The sequence below is a fragment of the Streptomyces sp. NPDC058691 genome (assembly GCF_042714775.1).
Lineage (GTDB): Bacteria > Actinomycetota > Actinomycetes > Streptomycetales > Streptomycetaceae > Actinacidiphila.
The window spans coordinates 71,488-88,910 of the sequence record NZ_JBHXSO010000030.1 but is presented as its reverse complement, the minus strand read 5'-3'; the positions used below and the strand labels follow the sequence as shown (position 1 = coordinate 88,910).

12 protein-coding genes are annotated in these 17,423 nt (G+C 70.3%); 9 read left to right on the top strand and 3 right to left on the bottom strand.

Annotation, left to right across the window (positions count from 1 at the left end; genetic code table 11):
- The first annotated feature begins 197 nt into the window (after nucleotides 1-197).
- The 4 genes from ACFWVC_RS22095 to ACFWVC_RS22080 all read left to right on the top strand — a co-directional run bounded on the left by ACFWVC_RS22095 (nucleotide 198) and on the right by ACFWVC_RS22080 (nucleotide 5,099).
- Nucleotides 198-1,835 (top strand): carboxylesterase/lipase family protein, encoded by a 1,638-nt coding sequence (locus tag ACFWVC_RS22095; RefSeq protein WP_384288484.1) that lies wholly within the window; start codon nucleotides 198-200, stop codon nucleotides 1,833-1,835.
- Between the two features lie 108 nt (nucleotides 1,836-1,943).
- Nucleotides 1,944-2,489 (top strand): ArsR/SmtB family transcription factor, encoded by a 546-nt coding sequence (locus tag ACFWVC_RS22090; RefSeq protein ID WP_384288482.1) that lies wholly within the window; start codon nucleotides 1,944-1,946, stop codon nucleotides 2,487-2,489.
- On the top strand, nucleotides 2,486-3,772 hold the full coding sequence (locus ACFWVC_RS22085) for an MFS transporter (protein ID WP_384288479.1): 1,287 nt from the start codon (nucleotides 2,486-2,488) through the stop codon (nucleotides 3,770-3,772). The genes ACFWVC_RS22090 and ACFWVC_RS22085 overlap by 4 nt, the downstream gene beginning before the upstream one ends.
- A gap of 118 nt (nucleotides 3,773-3,890) precedes the next feature.
- Nucleotides 3,891-5,099, top strand: coding sequence for an acyltransferase (locus ACFWVC_RS22080; protein WP_384288475.1), 1,209 nt, complete (start codon nucleotides 3,891-3,893; stop codon nucleotides 5,097-5,099).
- A 91-nt stretch (nucleotides 5,100-5,190) separates the two neighbouring features.
- Here the strand turns inward: ACFWVC_RS22080 and ACFWVC_RS22075 are convergent, their stop codons facing one another.
- Entirely contained in the window at nucleotides 5,191-7,428 is a 2,238-nt protein-coding gene (locus tag ACFWVC_RS22075; protein WP_384288468.1) for an MMPL family transporter, read from the bottom strand.
- A 114-nt stretch (nucleotides 7,429-7,542) separates the two neighbouring features.
- Here ACFWVC_RS22075 and ACFWVC_RS22070 point away from each other — a divergent pair, with 114 nt between their 5' ends.
- Entirely contained in the window at nucleotides 7,543-8,145 is a 603-nt protein-coding gene (locus ACFWVC_RS22070; protein WP_384288465.1) for a TetR/AcrR family transcriptional regulator, read from the top strand.
- A 148-nt stretch (nucleotides 8,146-8,293) separates the two neighbouring features.
- Here ACFWVC_RS22070 and ACFWVC_RS22065 read toward each other — a convergent pair whose 3' ends face one another.
- Both ACFWVC_RS22065 and ACFWVC_RS22060 read right to left on the bottom strand, forming a co-directional pair.
- Complete coding sequence (locus ACFWVC_RS22065; RefSeq protein WP_384288463.1) at nucleotides 8,294-9,010, bottom strand: response regulator; 717 nt, start codon at nucleotides 9,008-9,010, stop codon at nucleotides 8,294-8,296.
- On the bottom strand, nucleotides 9,007-10,266 hold the full coding sequence (locus ACFWVC_RS22060; protein ID WP_384288458.1) for a sensor histidine kinase: 1,260 nt from the start codon (nucleotides 10,264-10,266) through the stop codon (nucleotides 9,007-9,009). The genes ACFWVC_RS22065 and ACFWVC_RS22060 overlap by 4 nt, the downstream gene beginning before the upstream one ends.
- Nucleotides 10,267-10,398: 132 nt before the next feature.
- On the opposite strand from ACFWVC_RS22060, the gene ACFWVC_RS22055 reads away from it, so the two are divergent.
- The 4 genes from ACFWVC_RS22055 to ACFWVC_RS22040 all read left to right on the top strand — a co-directional run bounded on the left by ACFWVC_RS22055 (nucleotide 10,399) and on the right by ACFWVC_RS22040 (nucleotide 17,193).
- Nucleotides 10,399-10,965, top strand: coding sequence for a class I SAM-dependent methyltransferase (locus tag ACFWVC_RS22055; RefSeq protein WP_384288455.1), 567 nt, complete (start codon nucleotides 10,399-10,401; stop codon nucleotides 10,963-10,965).
- 774 nt (nucleotides 10,966-11,739) lie between these two features.
- Nucleotides 11,740-12,690, top strand: a complete 951-nt coding sequence (locus ACFWVC_RS22050; RefSeq protein ID WP_384288451.1) for a hypothetical protein — start codon at nucleotides 11,740-11,742, stop codon at nucleotides 12,688-12,690.
- Between the two features lie 94 nt (nucleotides 12,691-12,784).
- Nucleotides 12,785-13,753, top strand: a complete 969-nt coding sequence (locus ACFWVC_RS22045; RefSeq protein ID WP_384288448.1) for a sugar phosphate isomerase/epimerase family protein — start codon at nucleotides 12,785-12,787, stop codon at nucleotides 13,751-13,753.
- Nucleotides 13,754-13,869: 116 nt separating this feature from the next.
- Complete coding sequence (locus tag ACFWVC_RS22040; RefSeq protein ID WP_384288444.1) at nucleotides 13,870-17,193, top strand: PQQ-dependent sugar dehydrogenase; 3,324 nt, start codon at nucleotides 13,870-13,872, stop codon at nucleotides 17,191-17,193.
- The last annotated feature ends 230 nt before the right edge of the window (nucleotides 17,194-17,423 follow it).

Here is a 17,423-nt window from a genome sequence, read left to right as displayed (position 1 = left end):
AGGTTCTAGCGTACTGAGCACCGACCGCGTAGGTCCGCACTCTTCTGCACCGCTCAGGCCTCGTTCCACCAGCCTGTCCGGTCTCGTGCGGTCTCGTGCGGCCTCGTCCGATCCCGTCGTCCGACGAAGAACGGTGGATACGTATGTCCCCGACCATGACAGCACCACGTCCATGCCGAAGAGACAGGCTCCGTGCGGTGCTTTTCCCCTTGCTCTGCGCGGTGGCACTGCTCACCGCCACCGCCGTGCCGGCGACCGGCGCACCACCCGGTTCCCCGGACACCGCGAGGCAGAGCGGTCCCGTCGTACGGACCGACCACGGCCTGGTACGCGGCGTCTCGCACGGCTCGTACACGACCTTCGACGGCATTCCCTACGCTGCGCCGCCGACCGGACCCTTGCGCTGGCACGCCCCGGTGCCCGCCGCCAGGTGGCATGGTGTCCGGGATGCGACGACGGCGGCTCAACGCTGTGTGCAGATGCCGGCACCGGGCGCGGCCGCGGTCCTCGGTTCCGAGGACTGCCTCTACCTCAACGTCACGACGCCGACGGCAAAGCCGGCCGGGCGGAAGCGGCCCGTGCTGGTGTGGATGCACGGCGGCGCGTTCCTGGGCGGTGCCGGCAGTGACTACAGCACCGAACAACTCGCGGTCCGGGGGGCCACGGTCGTCGTCACGGTCAACTACCGGCTGGGGATCTTCGGTTACTTCGGCCACCCCGGGTTGGGCTCCGCTCCACCCTTCGGTCTGGCGGACCAGCAGGCCGCCCTGCGCTGGGTGCGGGCGAACGCGGAGCGCTTCGGCGGCGATCCGGGCAACGTCACACTGTTCGGCGAGTCCGCGGGCGCCCTGAGCATCTGTGCACACCTCACCTCGCCGACGGCCGTGGGACTCTTCCAGCGGGCCGTGCTCCAGAGCGGTTCCTGCCTCATGTCCTTCCCACGCGGCGCTCTCGGACCCGGGACACCGGCGTACGAGCCGTTCGCCTCACAGCGCGAGGTCCGGACGGCCGGTGCGGAAGCCGCCCGGCAACTGGGCTGCGCTGAGGGCGACGAGGACGAGGCGCTGGCGTGCCTGCGCGGGCAGAGCACGGATCGCCTCGCGACCGCGCAGCTGATGCAGTCCTTCAACCGGCCCGCTTTCGGCGACACGCTGCTGCCGGTGGCGCCGGACAAGGCGTTGGCGTCGGGACGCTTCCACCGCGTGCCGGTCATCCAGGGCACCAACCACGATGAGATGCGGATGTTCGTCGGCCTGTCGCTCGCCGCGTTCCCGATCCGCACCGAGAACGACTATCGCGCCCGTCTGGTGGACGCCTTCGGGCCTGCGGCCCCAGCCGTCGAGGCGGAGTATCCGGCCGCACACCACTCCACGCCCGCACTGGCCTGGGCCTCGGTGCTGACGGATCGATCCCTCACCTGCACCACACTGGCCGCCGGCCGGGCCATCGCCGCTCATGCCCCCGGTCTCCCGCTCTACGGCTATGAGTTCAGCGATCCGGACGCTCCTGTCCTGGCCGGCCTGCCGCCGAATCCGGGCTTCCCTTACGGTGCGGCGCACGGCTTCGAGATGCCGTTCCTGTTCTCCTCCCTCCCCACCGAGCAACCGCTGACCGACGCCCAGCGCGCCCTGTCGGACCGGATGGTCGACTACTGGACGAACTTCGCGCACACCGGCGACCCGAACACCCCGGACGCCCCGCGCTGGCCTGTTCTCCGCCCCTTGTCACCTCGCGCGCAGTCGGTGCAGTCGTTGGCTCCCGGACCAGGCGGAATCCGCTCCGTCGATGCGTATTCCGCACACCACTGCTCGTTCTGGGACCACCTGCCTCAGTGAGCCTCCAACGTGACCTGCAGCCGCTGGTCCTCACGTGCTGGACAGCCGATCCCGGAAGTCCGGAAACTCCCCTTGACCAATGGTCAAGAAGTGTTGACCATTGGTGGCATGCCGACCGATGATCCTCCTGAGACGTTCCACGTCACCACTGACGAGCAGTTGCGCGCCGTTTCCAATCTCACCCGTCACCGGATCATGGCCGTGCTCCGCTTCGAGCCCGCGACGATTACGCAGATCGCCGAGCGGGTGGGTCTTGCGAAGGGGAGTTCCAGCTACCACGTACGGCTCCTGGAGCGGGCCGGCCTGGTGAAGGTGGTGCGAACGCGGAAGGTCCGGGGGGTCACCGAGCGGTACTACGCGATGGCCGCGCGGGCGATCGTGCTGCCGGATCCGGGCGAGGGAGGGCCGGATGTGCTGATGCGGCATGCGGTGGCGGACCTGGAGGGAGCGCCGGCGGATGCCGAGCGGCATGTGCGGATGGCGCATCTGCGGCTCACCGAGGAGCAGTTCGCGGAGCTGGGGGCGCGGCTGCAGGCACTGGCGGACGAGTACCGGGAGTTGTCCGACCCGTCGCTGCCGGATGCGTCACTCGTCTTCGCACTGTTCCACCCGCACCCGGCATCGCGCGAGCAGGCCGGAGGGGACGCCAAGTGACCTCACTTTTTGGGAAGTTGCCGACCGGGTTCGGACGGCTGTGGACTGCGCAGACGGTGTCCTCGCTCGGTGACGGGGTGACGCATGCCGCGCTGCCGCTGCTCGCGCTGACGTTGACCCGGGATCCGATGGCGCTCGCCGTCGTCACGGCCGCCGGAACCCTGCCGTGGCTGCTGTTCGGGGTGCTCGGCGGTGCGCTGGTGGACCGCTGGGACCGCCGGCGCACGATGTGGGTCACGGACGCGGCGCGTGCGGTGCTGCTCGCGATACCGGCGACAGCGGCCGCGCTCGACGTGCTGAGCATCCCCCTGCTCGCGGCCGTGGCCTTCCTCCTCGGCCTCGGCGGACTCTTCTTCGACACTGCCGCCACGGCCTATCTGCCGGATCTGCTCGGCCGCGACCCCGCGTTCCTGGAGCGCGCCAACTCCCGCCTGCGCGGCACCCAGACCGCCGCGTCCGGCTTCGCGGGGCCACCCGCGGGCAGTGCCCTGCTCGCGCTCGGGCGGGCGGTGCCGCTGCTCGCCGACGCGGTCTCCTTCGCGATCTCCGCACTGCTCGTACGGTCACTGCCCGCCGCACCCCGGCCCGCACCGCAGGCCCGAGAGTCGCTGCTGCGGCAGGCGCGGGCCGGCGCCTCGTACGTATTCCGGGATCAGGTGCTGCTCGGGCTCGCGCTGCGTCCGGCGGTCGGGAACATCGCCTTCCTCGCCGTGGAGACCGTGCTCGCCCTCTTCGCGCACGATCGTCTCGGCATCGACACATTCGGCTTCGGCCTGCTCCTCACGGCGGAGGCCACCGGCGGTCTGGTCGGCGCGGGCATCGCTTCCTTCCTCGGCCGGCGACTCGGCACCGGCGCCGCGCTCAGTTGCACGGCGGCTGTCGAGGGACTCGCCATCCTGGGCCTTGCCGTCGCCCCGAACCCCTATGTCGCCGGCCTCGCGCTCGCCGTCTGCGGAGCGGGCATGGGCGCCACGATGGTGCTAGGCCCCTCCCTCCGGCAGGCGATCGTCCCCGCCCACCTGATGGGCCGGGTCGCCTCCACCTCCCGCATGCTCGCCATGTGCGCCGCCCCGTTCGGCGCCTTTCTCGGCGGCTGGCTGGCCACCACCTACGATGTACGCACCCCGCTCTACACCGCCGCGGGCCTGCTCCTCACCATGACCGCCGTCACGTCGACCATGACCAGCAACCGCCAGGTCGAGGCGGCGCTGCGTGCCGCCGCCCCGGCCGATGATCCAGAACACTCGGAATCCCGGGATCCCGTTCAGGAGGCCGCCGTTTAGGGCTCCGCGAGGTCGTCGATTCAGTGCTGAGCCCGGCTTGCGGAGTCCGTTGCGGGGGGTGGCGCCCGGCGGCCGCCTTTCCGACACTGGTGACGTACAGGCGACGGGGGGCACAGACATGGCGACGCGCACAGAACCGGCGCAGGCACCGTTACCGGAACGGCGGCCGGAGCTGGACGCGATCCGGATGCTGGTCGTGATCGGGCTGGTCTTCTTCCACTCGGCGCTGGTATTCGCTGCCGACGACGACTTCTATGTCAAGAACGCCGAGACCACCGAAGCCATCATGATCATCGCCGGGTTCGGGGTCGTCTGGGCTATGCCGCTGCTGTTCCTCATCTCCGGCCTCGGTGCCTGGCACTCGCTTCAGCGCCGCGGCGCGGGGGGCTTCGCCAGAGAGCGGCTGCTGCGGCTCGGCGTTCCGCTGGTCTTCGCGACCCTCGCGCTGAACCCGCTGCCGCAGTGGCTGCGGCTGCGCTCGGCCGACGCCGGCTACCACGAGTCGTACCTCGGCTTCCTGCCCCGCTTCTACGACGTGCACTTGGAGCCCGAAGAGTTCCCGTTCCTCGTCCAGGGCGAGCACTTCGAGACCGGCCATCTTTGGTTCGTCGTGCTCCTCCTGGCGTTCTCCCTCATGCTGGTGCCGTTCCACCGGTGGTTGCCGCGCGAGCGCGTCCGCCGCATCGGCGACCGGCTGGCGGAGGCGACCCTGCACCGGCGGGGCGTCGTGTTCCTGCCGGCTCTCGCCTTCGCGGCGATCTGTGCCTTCGCACGGCTGGAGGAGGAATACGCGGGCTGGCACCGCTGGTCGTACCTGCTGTTCTTCGTTGCCGGCTTCGCGCTCGCCGCCGACGACCGCTTCCGCACCGTGATGCGGCGCGACGCCGGGACCGCAGCCTGGCTCGGCGCCCTGCTGTTCGCGGCAGCCGGCCCCGGTTTTGCCCTGGCCGACGAGCCCTTCACGGAGATGACCGCCCTGGCCACCGCCTCACGGGCGCTGTTCGGTGCGGCCGGATGGTGCCTGGTGGTCGCCATCCCAGGCCTCCTCGACCGCCGGCGGCCGGCGCAACAGCGTGCGGCGCCGAACCCGACCCCGACGACGCGTCGGCGCCTCTATGGCTATCTCGCCGCAGCCGTGCTGCCGCTGTACGTCCTGCACCAGCCGATCGTGGTCGCCGTCGCATACTTCGTGACCGGCTGGTCTGCGCCGATCCTGGTCGAGTACGCCGTGCTCGTGGTGATCGCCCTCGTCCTCACCCTCACCGCGTACGAGCTGCTGGTCCGCCGCACGCGGGCGACCCGCTTCCTGTTCGGAATGCGCCCCTAGAGCCTGACGTTTGACGACAGGGCCCAGGGGCGGTGCAGGAGGCGGGTGCCCGGCTCCGGCTGCCGGGCAGCCGGTTTCACGCGGTGGTTGGTCAGTCCTTGCCGGCCCGTACGGGTTCGGCGGCGACGGGAGCCGTTCGATCGTCTGTGATGCGCGGGGGCAGGGAGTCGCCCTCGATGTCCACGTTCGGCACGGCGCGGTCCAGCCACCTGGGCAGGGCCCAGGCGTGCCGGCCGAGCAGGCTCAGTACCGCGGGGACGATGGTGAGGCGGACCACGAAGGCGTCGATGAGGACGCCGACGGTCAGCGCGAAGCCGATCGTCTTGACGGTCGGGTCGTGGTTGAAGATGAATCCGCCGAAGACGGCCGCCATGATGAGGGCCGCCGCCGTGACGACCCGGCCGCTGCGCTCCACGCCGTGCTCGACGGCGGCCCGCGCGTCCCGGTGGTGGTGGAAGTGCTCCCGCATCCGGCTGACCAGGAACACCTCGTAGTCCATCGCGAGACCGAACAGGACGCCGATCAGCAGGACCGGCACGAAGCACGCGATCGGGGCCGCCGCCGCGACCTGGAACAGTCCCGTGAGGTGGCCGTCCTGGAAGACCCATACGACCGCGCCGATGCCGGCCGCGATGGACAGCAGGAAGCCGAGAACTGCCTTGAGGGGCACCAGGATCGAGCGGAAGGCCAGCATCAGCAGGAGCAGCGCGAGCACCACGATGATCGTGACGAACAGCGGCAGCGCCGAGGACAGCTTCGCCGACACGTCGATTCCGGCGGCGGTCGCACCGGCGACGTAGGCCGTGCCGCCCGCGTCGGTCACCGGGGTCACCGCATGGTCGCGCAGCCGGTGCACCAGGTCGGTGGTCTTCTGGTCGTCGGGGCCGGCCTTCGGTACGACGCCGAGCACGGTGATCGCGCCGTCCTCGGTGGCCCTGGGCGGGGCCACGGTCGCGATGTCCGGATCCTTGCCGACGGTGTCGGCGACCTGCTCGACGACCGTCTCGCGCCGCGCGGTGGGTATGTGGGTGCCGTCGACGACGACCACGAGGGTCGCGTTGAAGCCGGGACCGAAGCCCTTGGTGAGGAGTTCGTAGCTCTTGTGCTGGGTGCTCGTGGCGGGCTGGGTCTCGTTGCTCGGCAGTCCGAGGCGCAGTCCGGTGGCGGGCAGGGCGAGGGCGAGCAGCCCGAGGACGCTCACGACCAGGACCGGGATGGGGAAGCGTGTCATGAGGCGGCCCCAGGCCAGACCCCAGGACCCGGGCTTGCGCTCGCGGCCAGACATTTGAGTTCGCGGGGAACTCGCCCCCGGCCGTGCGCTCTTGGGGCGCAGTCGCTCGCCGAGGAAGCCCAGCAGGGCCGGTACGAGGGTGAGGGCCACCAGGACCGCGAGGAGTACGGTTCCGGCGGCGGCCAGGCCCATCACGGTGAGGAAGGGGATGCCGGTCGTGGCGAGCGCGGCGAGCGCGATGATGACCGTCACGCCCGCGAAGGTCACGGCGCTTCCCGCCGTCGCCGTGGCGCGGGCGATCGAGTCGTGCACGTCCTGCTTGGAATCGGCGAGCTGTTCGCGGTGGCGGGAGACGATGAACAGGGCGTAGTCGATGCCGACCGCCAGGCCGATCATCAGCGCGAGGACGGTCGCGGTGTTCGTCATGTCGATGAAGCGGGACAGGAACTGGACGGTCAGCACGCCGACCCCGACGCCGACGAGGGCCGTCAGCAGGGGCAGCCCGGCCGCCACGAGCGAGCTGAGCGCGAGCGCGAGCACCACGAAGGCCACGACCACGCCGACGACCTCGGCGGGGCCGCCGACCTCGGCCGGCGGGGTGGACACGGTGCCGCCCAGCTCGACCTCGAGGCCGGCCTTCTTCGCCGGTTCCAGGGCGTCGTCGAGCCGGTCCTTGGCGGACTGGGGCACGCTGTTGGCCGGCTTGCCGAACAGCGCGTCGGCGTAGCCGATGGTGCCGTCCTCGGACACGGCGCCGGTCTGCGCGGGGTCGGAGACGTTGATGACGCCTGGCACCGCGGCGACCCCCCTCAGGGTCGCGAGGATGGCGCGTCGCTCCTTGTCACCGGAGAGTTTCGCGCCCTCGGGCGCGGCGAACACGACCCGGGCCGTGCCGCCCGCGGCTTGCGGGAACTTCTCCTTCAGCAGGTCCTGGGCCTGCTGGGACTCGACGCCCGGCACCGAGAACTCCGTCGTCGCCTTGCCGCCGAGGGCGGTGCCCAGGCCGGCGGCCAGCGCGAGGAGCAGTACCCACATCGTGAGCACCCGGTACCGGCGGTGTGCCGCCCAACGTCCCAGCGCATACAAGCGTTTGGCCACGGCAGTCTCTTTCGTCTCAAGGCTCGGCAGCTGTCGGTCCAGCAAGATTTTTACAGCGTAGTGCATGTTTACGATGTGATGTAAAAATGCAGGCCCGCCGCTATGCTGGTTGGCATGGACAGGGTTGCCACGGGGGACGGTCTGCGCGAACGCGGCAAAGCCAAGCGGCGGGCCGCGATCACACGCGCGGCCTTCGAGCTCTTCGCCGCGCAGGGGTACGACGCCACGACGATCGCGGAGATCGCCGCGGCGGCCGAGGTGTCCCCACGCACGGTGACGTTGTACTTCCGCTCCAAACAGGACATCGCCTTCGCGTCCTTCGATGCCACGGTGCTGCACCTGACGGAGGTGCTGCGCGGCCGAGCAGCCGGGGAGAGCGTCATGGGCGCTCTGGAGGGCTGGTTGCGCAAGGAGTCGGCCTGCTACGACGAGTCCGACGAGCTCGAACAGCGCATGTTCGAGGCCAACCCGGAACTGCGGGCGGTGCGCACCGCGCGGATGGCGGCGGCCATCGAGGAGGGCGCCCGCATCATCGCCGAGGACACCGGCCAGGCTCCGGACGGGATCGCCCCCCGCCTCGCCGCCGCCGCGGCCGCGGCTGTGGTCACCGAGATCTACCAGCACCCCGAGGGAAACGACCGCGACCAGGCCATCAGCGCGGCCATGGCCTTCCTCACCGCCGGCATCGAGGCCTTGACGGCGAGCGCACGGCGCTGACCCCTGCATCTGGAGGAGTGCCCCCGGCGGCCAGGGCCGTGAACGCTGGACCACGCGAGACAAGCCCGCACTCCAGGCCTTCGGCATCGCCTGCGACGGCCGACCTTCCCTCAGCCACTGATGCCCCGTATCTCCCGAGTCGCCCGCTTCACTGGACAGGCCCGTCCCCGACCCGTACCAGACCACTCTCGTAAGCGAAGATCACCGCGTGGATTCGGTCGCGGAGGCCGAGTTTGGTCAGAATGCGCCCGAGGTGGGTTTTGACGGTCGTCTCCCCGACGAAGAGGCTGTCGGCGATCTCGCCGTTGACCAGTCCACGGGCGACCAGGGCGAGGACTTCTCGTTCCCGCTCGGTGAGAGTCGCCAGGAGGTTGCGCTGGTCGGGCGCGGACGCGGGGGCGTGCAGGACGAAGCGTTCCACCAGGCGCCGGGTCAGCGACGGCGCCACCATGGTCTCTCCCCGCAGCACCGCACGGACGGTCACCAGGATCTCCTCGGCCGGGGCATCCTTGACGAGGAAGCCGTTCGCGCCGGCACGCAGGGCCGCGTAGGCGTACTCGTCGAGGTCGAAGGTGGTGACGACGAGGATGCGGGGCCCTTGGGGCTGCGCGCAGAGATGTGCGGTCGCGGCGAGCCCGTCCAGACCGGGCATGCGGACGTCCATCAGGACGAGGTCCGGCTCCAGGGCGGCCACGCCGGCGATCGCCGCGTCGCCGTCGGCGGCTTCGCCCACCACGGTGAGATCGGGCTGGCTGTCGACGACCATCCGCAGCCCCATCCGGATCAGCTCCTGGTCGTCGCAGATCAGCACACGGGAGGCTGACGGAGTGGGAGGCGGGGTCGGATTCGGGGTCGGGCCGGTCATGCGGTCGCCGCAGTGGGCTCGGCCTCGGTGGGGCGCAGGGTGGCGGAGACCCTGTAGCCGCCGTCGGGTGTGGGCCCGGCGTCGACACTTCCGCAGTACAGAGCGGTGCGTTCGCGCATGCCGGCGAGTCCGCGCCCCGAGGAGAGCAGTGGCGCGGGGCGCTCTGCGGCGGCTCCTGCCGAGTTCTTCACCCGGACGTGGACCAGACGCCCGGGCCCTTCGGTGCCGGTGTCGACCTCAACGTGAATCGCGGCGTCCGGCGGCGCGTGCTTGACGACGTTGGTGAGCGCCTCCTGCACGATGCGGTACGTCTGCACGATGAGATCCGCCGGAAGGCCGCCTCTGTCTCCGCGAAGTTCCAGTAGGGCATGCCTGCCGCTCGAGTTGAGGCGTCCGACGAGCCGCCGCAGATCGGCCGAGAGGGACTCGGTGGCCCCACCGGGACCGGTGCCGGTGCCAGGGTGGGGGCCGCCGACCGAGGCGTCGGCCTCGGGCGTACGCAGCACCTCCAGCAGTCGGCGCAGTTCACCCAGGGCCTCACGGCCGGTCGTGCTGATGACGCCGAGGGTGCGGTCCACGACAGTGGGGTCGACATGCCGCATCAACCTGCCGCCCTCGGCGTTCAGCACCATCACGCTCATACTGTGCGCGAGTACATCGTGGATCTCGCGGGCGATGCGCGCCCGCTCCTCGGCGACGGCGACCTGGGCCAGGGCGAGGCGCTCCGACTCGGCCAGCGCGGCCCGCCGCTCGAACTCGGCGACATAGGCCCTCCGAGCACGGACGTATTCGCCGAACACCCAGGCACCGGCCAGCAGAAGCCCCACCGTGAGCGGGGGGAACCAGGCAGTAGGAGCGCCCGGGCCCACGTACTGCCATGCGGGAACCGACAGCAGCACCAACACGGTGGCACAGACCACCGTCGCCGCGGGGCGCCGCATTCCACGCACCGTGAGGGTGGCCAGGGCCGCGGCCAGGGCGACGGCGCCGCGTCCCGATTCCTGTCCCCAGACCTGTCCGAGGTTCTGCGCCCAGAACGCCGCCGTCACCAGGGCCGCGACGAGCACCGGCCTACGTCGGCGCGCCAGCAGGGGCAGCACCAGGGCCGTGTAGACGCCCGTCTGCACCCAGACCGGCCGCCAGCCCGGCTGCGGGTGGATCACCGGGGGCATGGCCACCAGCACGACCAGCAGGAGGTCCGCCAGCCACGGGTGGCCGCGCCGCAGGCGGGGCAGGGTCTCGATCAGCCAATGCACCACCTCACGCTACGGCCGGGGCCCGCCGCCTCACATCGTCCTGCGGGGCGCATCGGGGTCCTCCCGCAGTCGTACACGCACCGGCCGGGAATACGATGTGCGGCTCCCCGGGGCACTTTCAGCATGGCCGGCATGTCGATCACCACCGAGTTCCTCAGACGGCCCCTCATGACTGGCGCGGTAGCTGCCAGCTCTCGGCGGCTGGCGCACGCGATGACCGAAGACATCGGTCTGGAGAGGGCCGGGCTCGTTGTCGAACTCGGCCCCGGAACCGGGGTGTTCACCGATGAGATCCTCGCCCGGCTCGCGCCCGGCGCACGACTCGTCGCGGTCGAGCTCAACCCGGTGCTGGCGGAACGGCTGTCGGCCACGCGGAGCGACACGCGGCTGACCGTGGTGCGGGATTCGGCGGCCGAACTGGCTGCCGCGGTCGGCGAACCGGCCGACGCGGTGGTCTCCGGGCTGCCGTGGACGGTAATGCCGCGCGAGCGGCGTGGGCAGATCCTGGACGCCGTGACCGAAGTCCTCGCGCCCGGCGGCCGGTTCACCACCTTCGCGTATCTGCACGCGGCCTGGACTCTGACGGCCCGTCACTTCACCGCTGAACTGGCGCACCGTTTCGACCGGTTGGAGCGCTCGCCGGTGGTGTGGCCGAACCTTCCGCCCGCATTCGTGCACCGGGCCACCCGGAAGCCGTGATCGCGAGCAGGACCGCGAGAGCGACGGCGTGGCGGGGAAGACCAGCGCGAAGGCCAGCTGTGGAGGCCGGTCTCCCTTCAGGGATACCGGCCTCCGGCTCAGCGGAAGCTGATCAGGACGCTCGGTCATGTTGATGGTTGCGCTGCCGCGTGAACTTCGGGAGCGGTGCGAAGAGATCAGGCACGACAAGCCGGGTCGCGGCTCTGCCCATGCTGTCGGGGCCGCGTAGGCGTAGAGCGAGCTGGTCGGCAGTACGGCACACATACGCCGTGGTGACCGAGCCGTGAGTGCCAATGGTCCACAGTCCGGCCGGCATGAGCGCTCCTGTCAGGGATGACGGGTGGTGCGTGGAACCGCTGACTGCGTGGCGAAGCGTCACGAGCGTGCGGCAGAGCGTCATCGCTGTCAAGACGCTATCCAGCATTTCGTCGGATTCAATTCGCGGTTGATGACGATCTTTTGACGGTTCGCCAAAAAGATTTGGGTGACTCCGTCCAAAGCTCTGGACACCGCTGGGGACCCCGGTTAGCGTTCCAGCCGACCGACGCAAATGTTGCGTCGATGTAACGCCAGTGCGGCCTTGTTAACCCACCCCGCCTGCCGGGGCCGTATGTGACGCGTCCTCACCGCCGACGAGAAGCCGAGCACCCGCCCACCGCGAGCAGCGGCCTTCCGTCGTGACAGATGTCCCGTACTCCGCAGCACCCCGCCATGGCGGGGGTTCCCGGCCGCGGCATGCCGCCGTGGCCGTAACCGCAGCAGAAGGGAAGCCCCATGAAGATCCGTTCATACCTCGTTGCAGCCTCGTTGGTGGCCTCGGGAGGGCTGGTCACGATCGCGGCGCCCGCGCAGGCGGCGCTCACGACCACCTGTGTGGGAGAAGGCGGAGCGGTCACCGTGAACGGCACCCTCGTGGTGCCGGCCGGCGCGTCGTGCACGCTGACCGGTACGAAGGTCAAGGGCGCGGTGACGATCGAGGCCGGCGCCGACCTCGTCGCGAAGGGCGTCACCTTCAACAGCACCGTCGCCGTGGGGGACAACGCCTACCTGGACATCACCGACAGCACCGTCAAGGGCGCGGTGACCGAGCAGGGGGCCTTCGGCGTGCATGTGCAGAACACCGAGGCCGGCGGCGGGATCTCGGCCGTGGGCGGCTTCCTGTACAGCGTCGACGCGACCGTCAAGGGAGACGTCAGAGCCTCCTCGGGCGAGCTGTACATCTCGGGCACCACCGTCTCCGGCGCCGTCTCCGGCGACGCGAACCTCTACACGGACGTGTACGACAGCACCGTCGGCAAGACGCTCACCGTGAAGGCCAACACGCTCGGCGGTGTCCTGTGCGCCAGCGAAGTCGAGGACGACACGGTGTACCAGAACAATTCCGACACCCTCCAGCTCGGCGGCGACGGCCCGCTCAGTTCCTGCGCACAGGCCACCTACCTCGGTGGCGACCTCGCGGTCACCGGCAACAACGCGAACGCGGTCCTGGACAACACCATCGTCCGCGGCAAGCTCACCGCCAGCGACAACAGCCCCGCCCTCCAGGTGGGCGAACTGGCCCGGATCCGCGGCGGCATCGCCGCGACCACCACCGCCCCCTCGGCGTCGCTCGCCCGGACCGCCAAGGCGGCCCCGCAGGACCGCGGCGCCGACCTCGCCGCGAAGGCGGCGGCGCGGACCGAGCAGGCGGAGGCCGCAGCCGCTGCCGCGGGCACCGGGCTGTGATCCCAGCCCGTCCACGGGCGAACAGCGCTCCGCACCGTCAGCACCGCACACCTCACACCCCACTCTTCTTCGCCCCATCCATCAAGGAGTGACCGTGGGCCACCTGGACAAATCCTTCGACCGCAGGGACTTCCTGCGGGCCACCGCCGGCACCACCGTGGCGGTCGCCGCCGCCTCGATCGTCGGAGCCGCGACGGCGCCGTCCGCCTCCGCCGCGACCAGCATCCTGTCCATCCCGAAGGACCGCATCTCCCTGCAGCTCTACAGCGTCCGTGACAAGGTCTCCTCGCTCGGATTCAGAGTCGTCCTGCAGGAGATGGCGCGCATCGGCTACAAGGAGGTCGAGTTCGCGGGCTACACCCAGAACACCTCGATCCTCGGCCGGCAGATCACCCTCCAGGAGATCCGGCAGCTGCTCGACGACAACGGTCTGAAGGCGATCGGCAGCCACGTCGGCATCGGGGACCTCCGCTCCAACCTCCAGGCCCAGCTCGACGCGGCGCAGATCCTGGGTATGCCGCACGTCGGCACCGCCAACGCACCGTCGAACTCCAACACGGTCGCCGGTTACCTCGCCGCCGCGGACGAGTTCAACGCCTGGGGGCAGGCTGCGGCCGCCCGCGGTCTGAAGTTGTACCAGCACAACCACGCCGGCGAGTTCGCCTTCGCCTCCGACCAGCCGTCGGTCCGGCTGTACGACGTCTTCCTGCGCAACACCGACCCGCGCTATGTCTACTTGGAGCTGGACGTGTACTGGGCCTACGTGGGGCAGCACCGCTGGCCGGGCTTCGACCCCGCGGCCTACGTACGCAACCAGCCCTACCGGTACCCGCTGTTCCACATGAAGGACGGCGCCGCCAACTCGAGTGCGGACGGCTACTCCATCGTCGAGTTCGGCGCAGGCGTCCTGCCGTACCAGCAGTTCATCCGGGACATCGGCGCCCGCGGCAGCCACGTCGGCATCTGGGAGCAGGACACCGCGCCCAACACCCAGCCCAACCCGCCGGGTTCGTTCGGCGCCGCGCAGCGCAGCTTCACGGCCCTGAAGGGGCTGCTGGCCTGATCGCAGGCACTCCACCGGGCACAGCCCGCCGTTTGCGTACCGCTGCCACGGCGCAACCGGCGGGCCGGCCCGGCTGCGCACCTCCTGACCGGCACAGACCAAGGAGACGCATCACTGTGTACCGTACCCTGAGAGGCCTGATGGCCGGGGTGCTCCTGGCATCGCTGCCCATGCTGGGCGGCCTCGCCTTGGCACCGGCCGCGCAGGCGCACCCGGACGACGCACTTGCGGCGCAGGCGAGCGCCGACCCCGCCGTGGACTGGTCGAACTACGAGAAGGCCACGCTCAGCAAGGACACCGGCGAGCCGATCGACCTCGCCGTGCTGCCCGATCTGCGCGTCCTGCACACCGCCCGCAACGGCGATCTGCGGATGACCGACCCCGGGACCGGAATCACCAAGGTCGTGAACCACCTCGACGTCTACCAGAACTCGGAAATGGGTCTGCAGACCGTCACCCTCGACCCGGACTTCGCCACCAACCACTGGGTCTACCTCTACTACTCGCCGCCGCTGAGCACTCCCACCGGCGCGGCCCCCGAGCGGCTGCCGGCCGGTCAGACCGACGCGTACTGGAAGCAGTGGGAGGGCTACGACGCCCTCACCCGCTTCAAGTGGACGGGGGACAAGCTCGACCTGTCCACCGCTCAGGAGATCATCCGCGTCACCACCAACCGCGGTCAGTGCTGCCACGTCGCCGGCGACGTCGACTTCGACGCGCAGGGCAACCTCTACCTGTCGACCGGCGGCAACACGCCCGCGTCCGGCCCCAACGTCAACGGTTACACCCCGATCAACGACGCGGCCACCTACAACCCGGGCCTCGACGAGCGCCGCGGCTCCGGGAACACCAACGACCTGCGCGGCAAGATCCTGCGTATCCACGTCCAGGACGACGGGACGTACACCATCCCGCCGGGCAACCTGTTCCCCGTCGGCACGGACAAGACCCGTCCCGAGATCTTCGTGATGGGCCTGCGCAACCCCTACCGGATGACGGTGGACAAGGCCACGGGCGCGGTGATGTGGGGCGACTACGGCCCCGACGCCGGAAACGCCGACCCCAACCGCGGACCGATGGGCTACGTCGAGTGGGACACCACCACCACCGCCATGAACAGCGGCTGGCCGTTCTGCACCGGTGACAACACCCGTCCCTACCGGGACTTCGACTTCGCCACCCTCACCCCCGGCCCCGCCTTCGACTGCGCCGCGCCGGTCAACGACTCCCGCTGGAACACCGGCCTCACCCAGCTGCCCCCGTCCAGGGCGGCCACCTTGTGGTACGGCGACCGCGACAGCGACCAGCCCTGGCCGGAACTGACCGCCTTCCGCGGTCCTGGCGGCCCCGGCGGCCAGGCCCCGATGGGCGGCCCGGTCTACCACTACGACGCGTCCAATCCGGCCCCGGGCAAGTTCCCCGCCTACTGGGACGGCAAGGCCTTCTTCGGGGAGTTCTCCCAGGACTACGTCGCCGCCCTGACCCTGGCCGGCCCGGACGGTCCGGTCACCAAGCTGGAGAACGTACTCCCCAACAGCCAGCGTTCCGAGAACGGCATCCCGCCGTGGGACAACCCGATGGACCTGGAGTTCGGCCCCGACGGCGCGCTCTACGTCCTCGACTACGGCGACGGCTTCTTCCGGCAGAACCCCGACGCGGGCCTCTACCGGATCGACTACGCGGAGGGCAACAAGGCCCCCACCGCGGTGATCAGTGCCAGCCCCTCCTCGGGCCAGGCGCCGCTCACCGTCTCCTTCAGCGCAACCGGTTCCAGCGACCCGGAAGGCTCCGCCCTCACCTACCAGTGGGACCTCGACGGCAACGGCACTTTCGAGACCACCGGCTCCACGGCCTCCCGCACCTATCCCGACAACGGCCAGCTCCAGGCGCGACTCAAGGTCACCGACCCCGAGGGCAAGACCGGCCTGACCAGCAAGCAGATCACCGTGGGCAACACCGCTCCGACGGTGGCGTTCACCTCCCCGCCCAACGGTGGCTTCTTCACCTGGGGCGACGTGGTGCCGTACGCCACCCGGATCGACGATCCGGAGGACGGCACCAACGTCGACTGCACCAAGGCCGCCTGGACCCTCGGCCTCGGCCACAACCAGCACGGCCACCCGGTGAGCAGCGGGACCGGCTGCTCGGGGGCGATCACCACCCCGGCCGACGCGGGCCACGGTGACACCGAGAACGTCTTCGGCGTCCTCGGTCTCACCTACACCGACCGGGGCGCCGGCTCTGTGCCGCCCGCCACCAGCGATGCCCAGGTCGTCCTCAACCCCGCCGTCATGCAGGGCGAACACTACGACTCGTCCCAGGGCGTCGTGATCACCGATGACGCCACCGCCTCCGGACAGCGCAAGCTGACCGCCTTCGACAACGGCGACTGGATCGGCTACGACCCGGTGTCCTTCGCCGGCATCACCGGGGTGCAGACCCGTGCCACCGGCGCCGGAACGCTGTCGCTGCGCTGGGGCACACCCAGGTCCGACCCGTTCGCCACGATCACGGTCCCGGCGGGTGACGGCTGGCAGACGATCAATACGGCGCTGAGTGCGGCTCCCGCCGGCACCGGGCAGCTCTACGTCACGTCCTCGGGCGGCGTCGAAGTGGACTCCTTCACCTTCCAGGGGGCCGGTGTCGCCGACAAGACCCCGCCGACGGTGACGGCCACCCTCAACCCGGCGCAGCCCACCGGCAGCAACGGCTGGTACACCGGCAATGTGTCGCTGACCGTCAGCGCCACCGACAACGGGGCCGTCAGGAGCCGGGAGTACTCGCTCAACGGCGGAACGACCTGGCTGAGCGCGAACAGCGCGGTCACCCTCTCCGCGGAGGGGATGAGTTCCATCCGGTACCGGGCGACGGACACGGCCAACAACATCTCCACGGTGGGCACCATCGCCGTTCGGATCGACCGGACCGGACCCGCGGTGACGGTCACCGGTGTGACGGCTGACGCCGACTACGGGGACTCCCAGCGCCCGACGCCGGTGGTCTCGGTCACGGACGCCGTCTCCGGAGACCCGACCGCGACCGCGCTGCTGGACGGTACGGCGGTCACCCCGGGGCAGCCACTGCTGCTGTGGCGGTTGCCGCTGGGCGGCCACGACTTGGTGGTCACAGGTCGTGACGCGGCGGGCAACACCACCACTCGTACGGTGCACTTCACCACCGGCACCTCCTTCGACGAGCTGGACACCCTGATCAGCCAACTGCGTGCGGAGAACCGGCTGACCGAGCAGGGTCGGCAGCGGCTGACCGTCCGCCTCGACCAGGCCCGGGCGCACGCTGACGCAGGGCGCATCAACCAGGCGGCCGCGGTCCTGGACCAGGTCGCGCAACTGGCCGCGGACACCAAGCTGGTGACCGACGCGACCGCGCGGACGGCCCTTGCCCGTGATGCCCTCGCCGTGAAGGGAGGCTTGGCCGCCTGATGCGGAGGGTGCTGCCCGGCCGTCTCGGCGGGCAGCACCCTGCCGACGGCTCAAGGGCTCGGCAGCGGCCGTCGCGGGACGGCGGCCGCCCCGCCCTTGAGTCTGTCCACGTGCCCGGCAGTCCCGGACTGAGACTCCGGTCGGGTAACTTCTCGCCCCACCGATGCTTTCTTCGTTTCGAATTTAACTTTCGATGATCTGTGTGAAAGCCGTTGACGCTTATGACGTAA

What these genes read in the sequence shown, in the direction of transcription:
- ACFWVC_RS22080 (WP_384288475.1), top strand. Translation starts at nt 3,891, where the DNA reads ATGGCGACGCGCACAGAACCGGCGCAGGCACCGTTACCGGAACGGCGG.
- ACFWVC_RS22090 (WP_384288482.1), top strand. Translation starts at nt 1,944, where the DNA reads ATGCCGACCGATGATCCTCCTGAGACGTTCCACGTCACCACTGACGAG.
- ACFWVC_RS22065 (WP_384288463.1), bottom strand. Translation starts at nt 9,010, where the DNA reads ATGACCGGCCCGACCCCGAATCCGACCCCGCCTCCCACTCCGTCAGCC.
- ACFWVC_RS22055 (WP_384288455.1), top strand. Translation starts at nt 10,399, where the DNA reads ATGTCGATCACCACCGAGTTCCTCAGACGGCCCCTCATGACTGGCGCG.
- ACFWVC_RS22070 (WP_384288465.1), top strand. Translation starts at nt 7,543, where the DNA reads ATGGACAGGGTTGCCACGGGGGACGGTCTGCGCGAACGCGGCAAAGCC.
- ACFWVC_RS22050 (WP_384288451.1), top strand. Translation starts at nt 11,740, where the DNA reads ATGAAGATCCGTTCATACCTCGTTGCAGCCTCGTTGGTGGCCTCGGGA.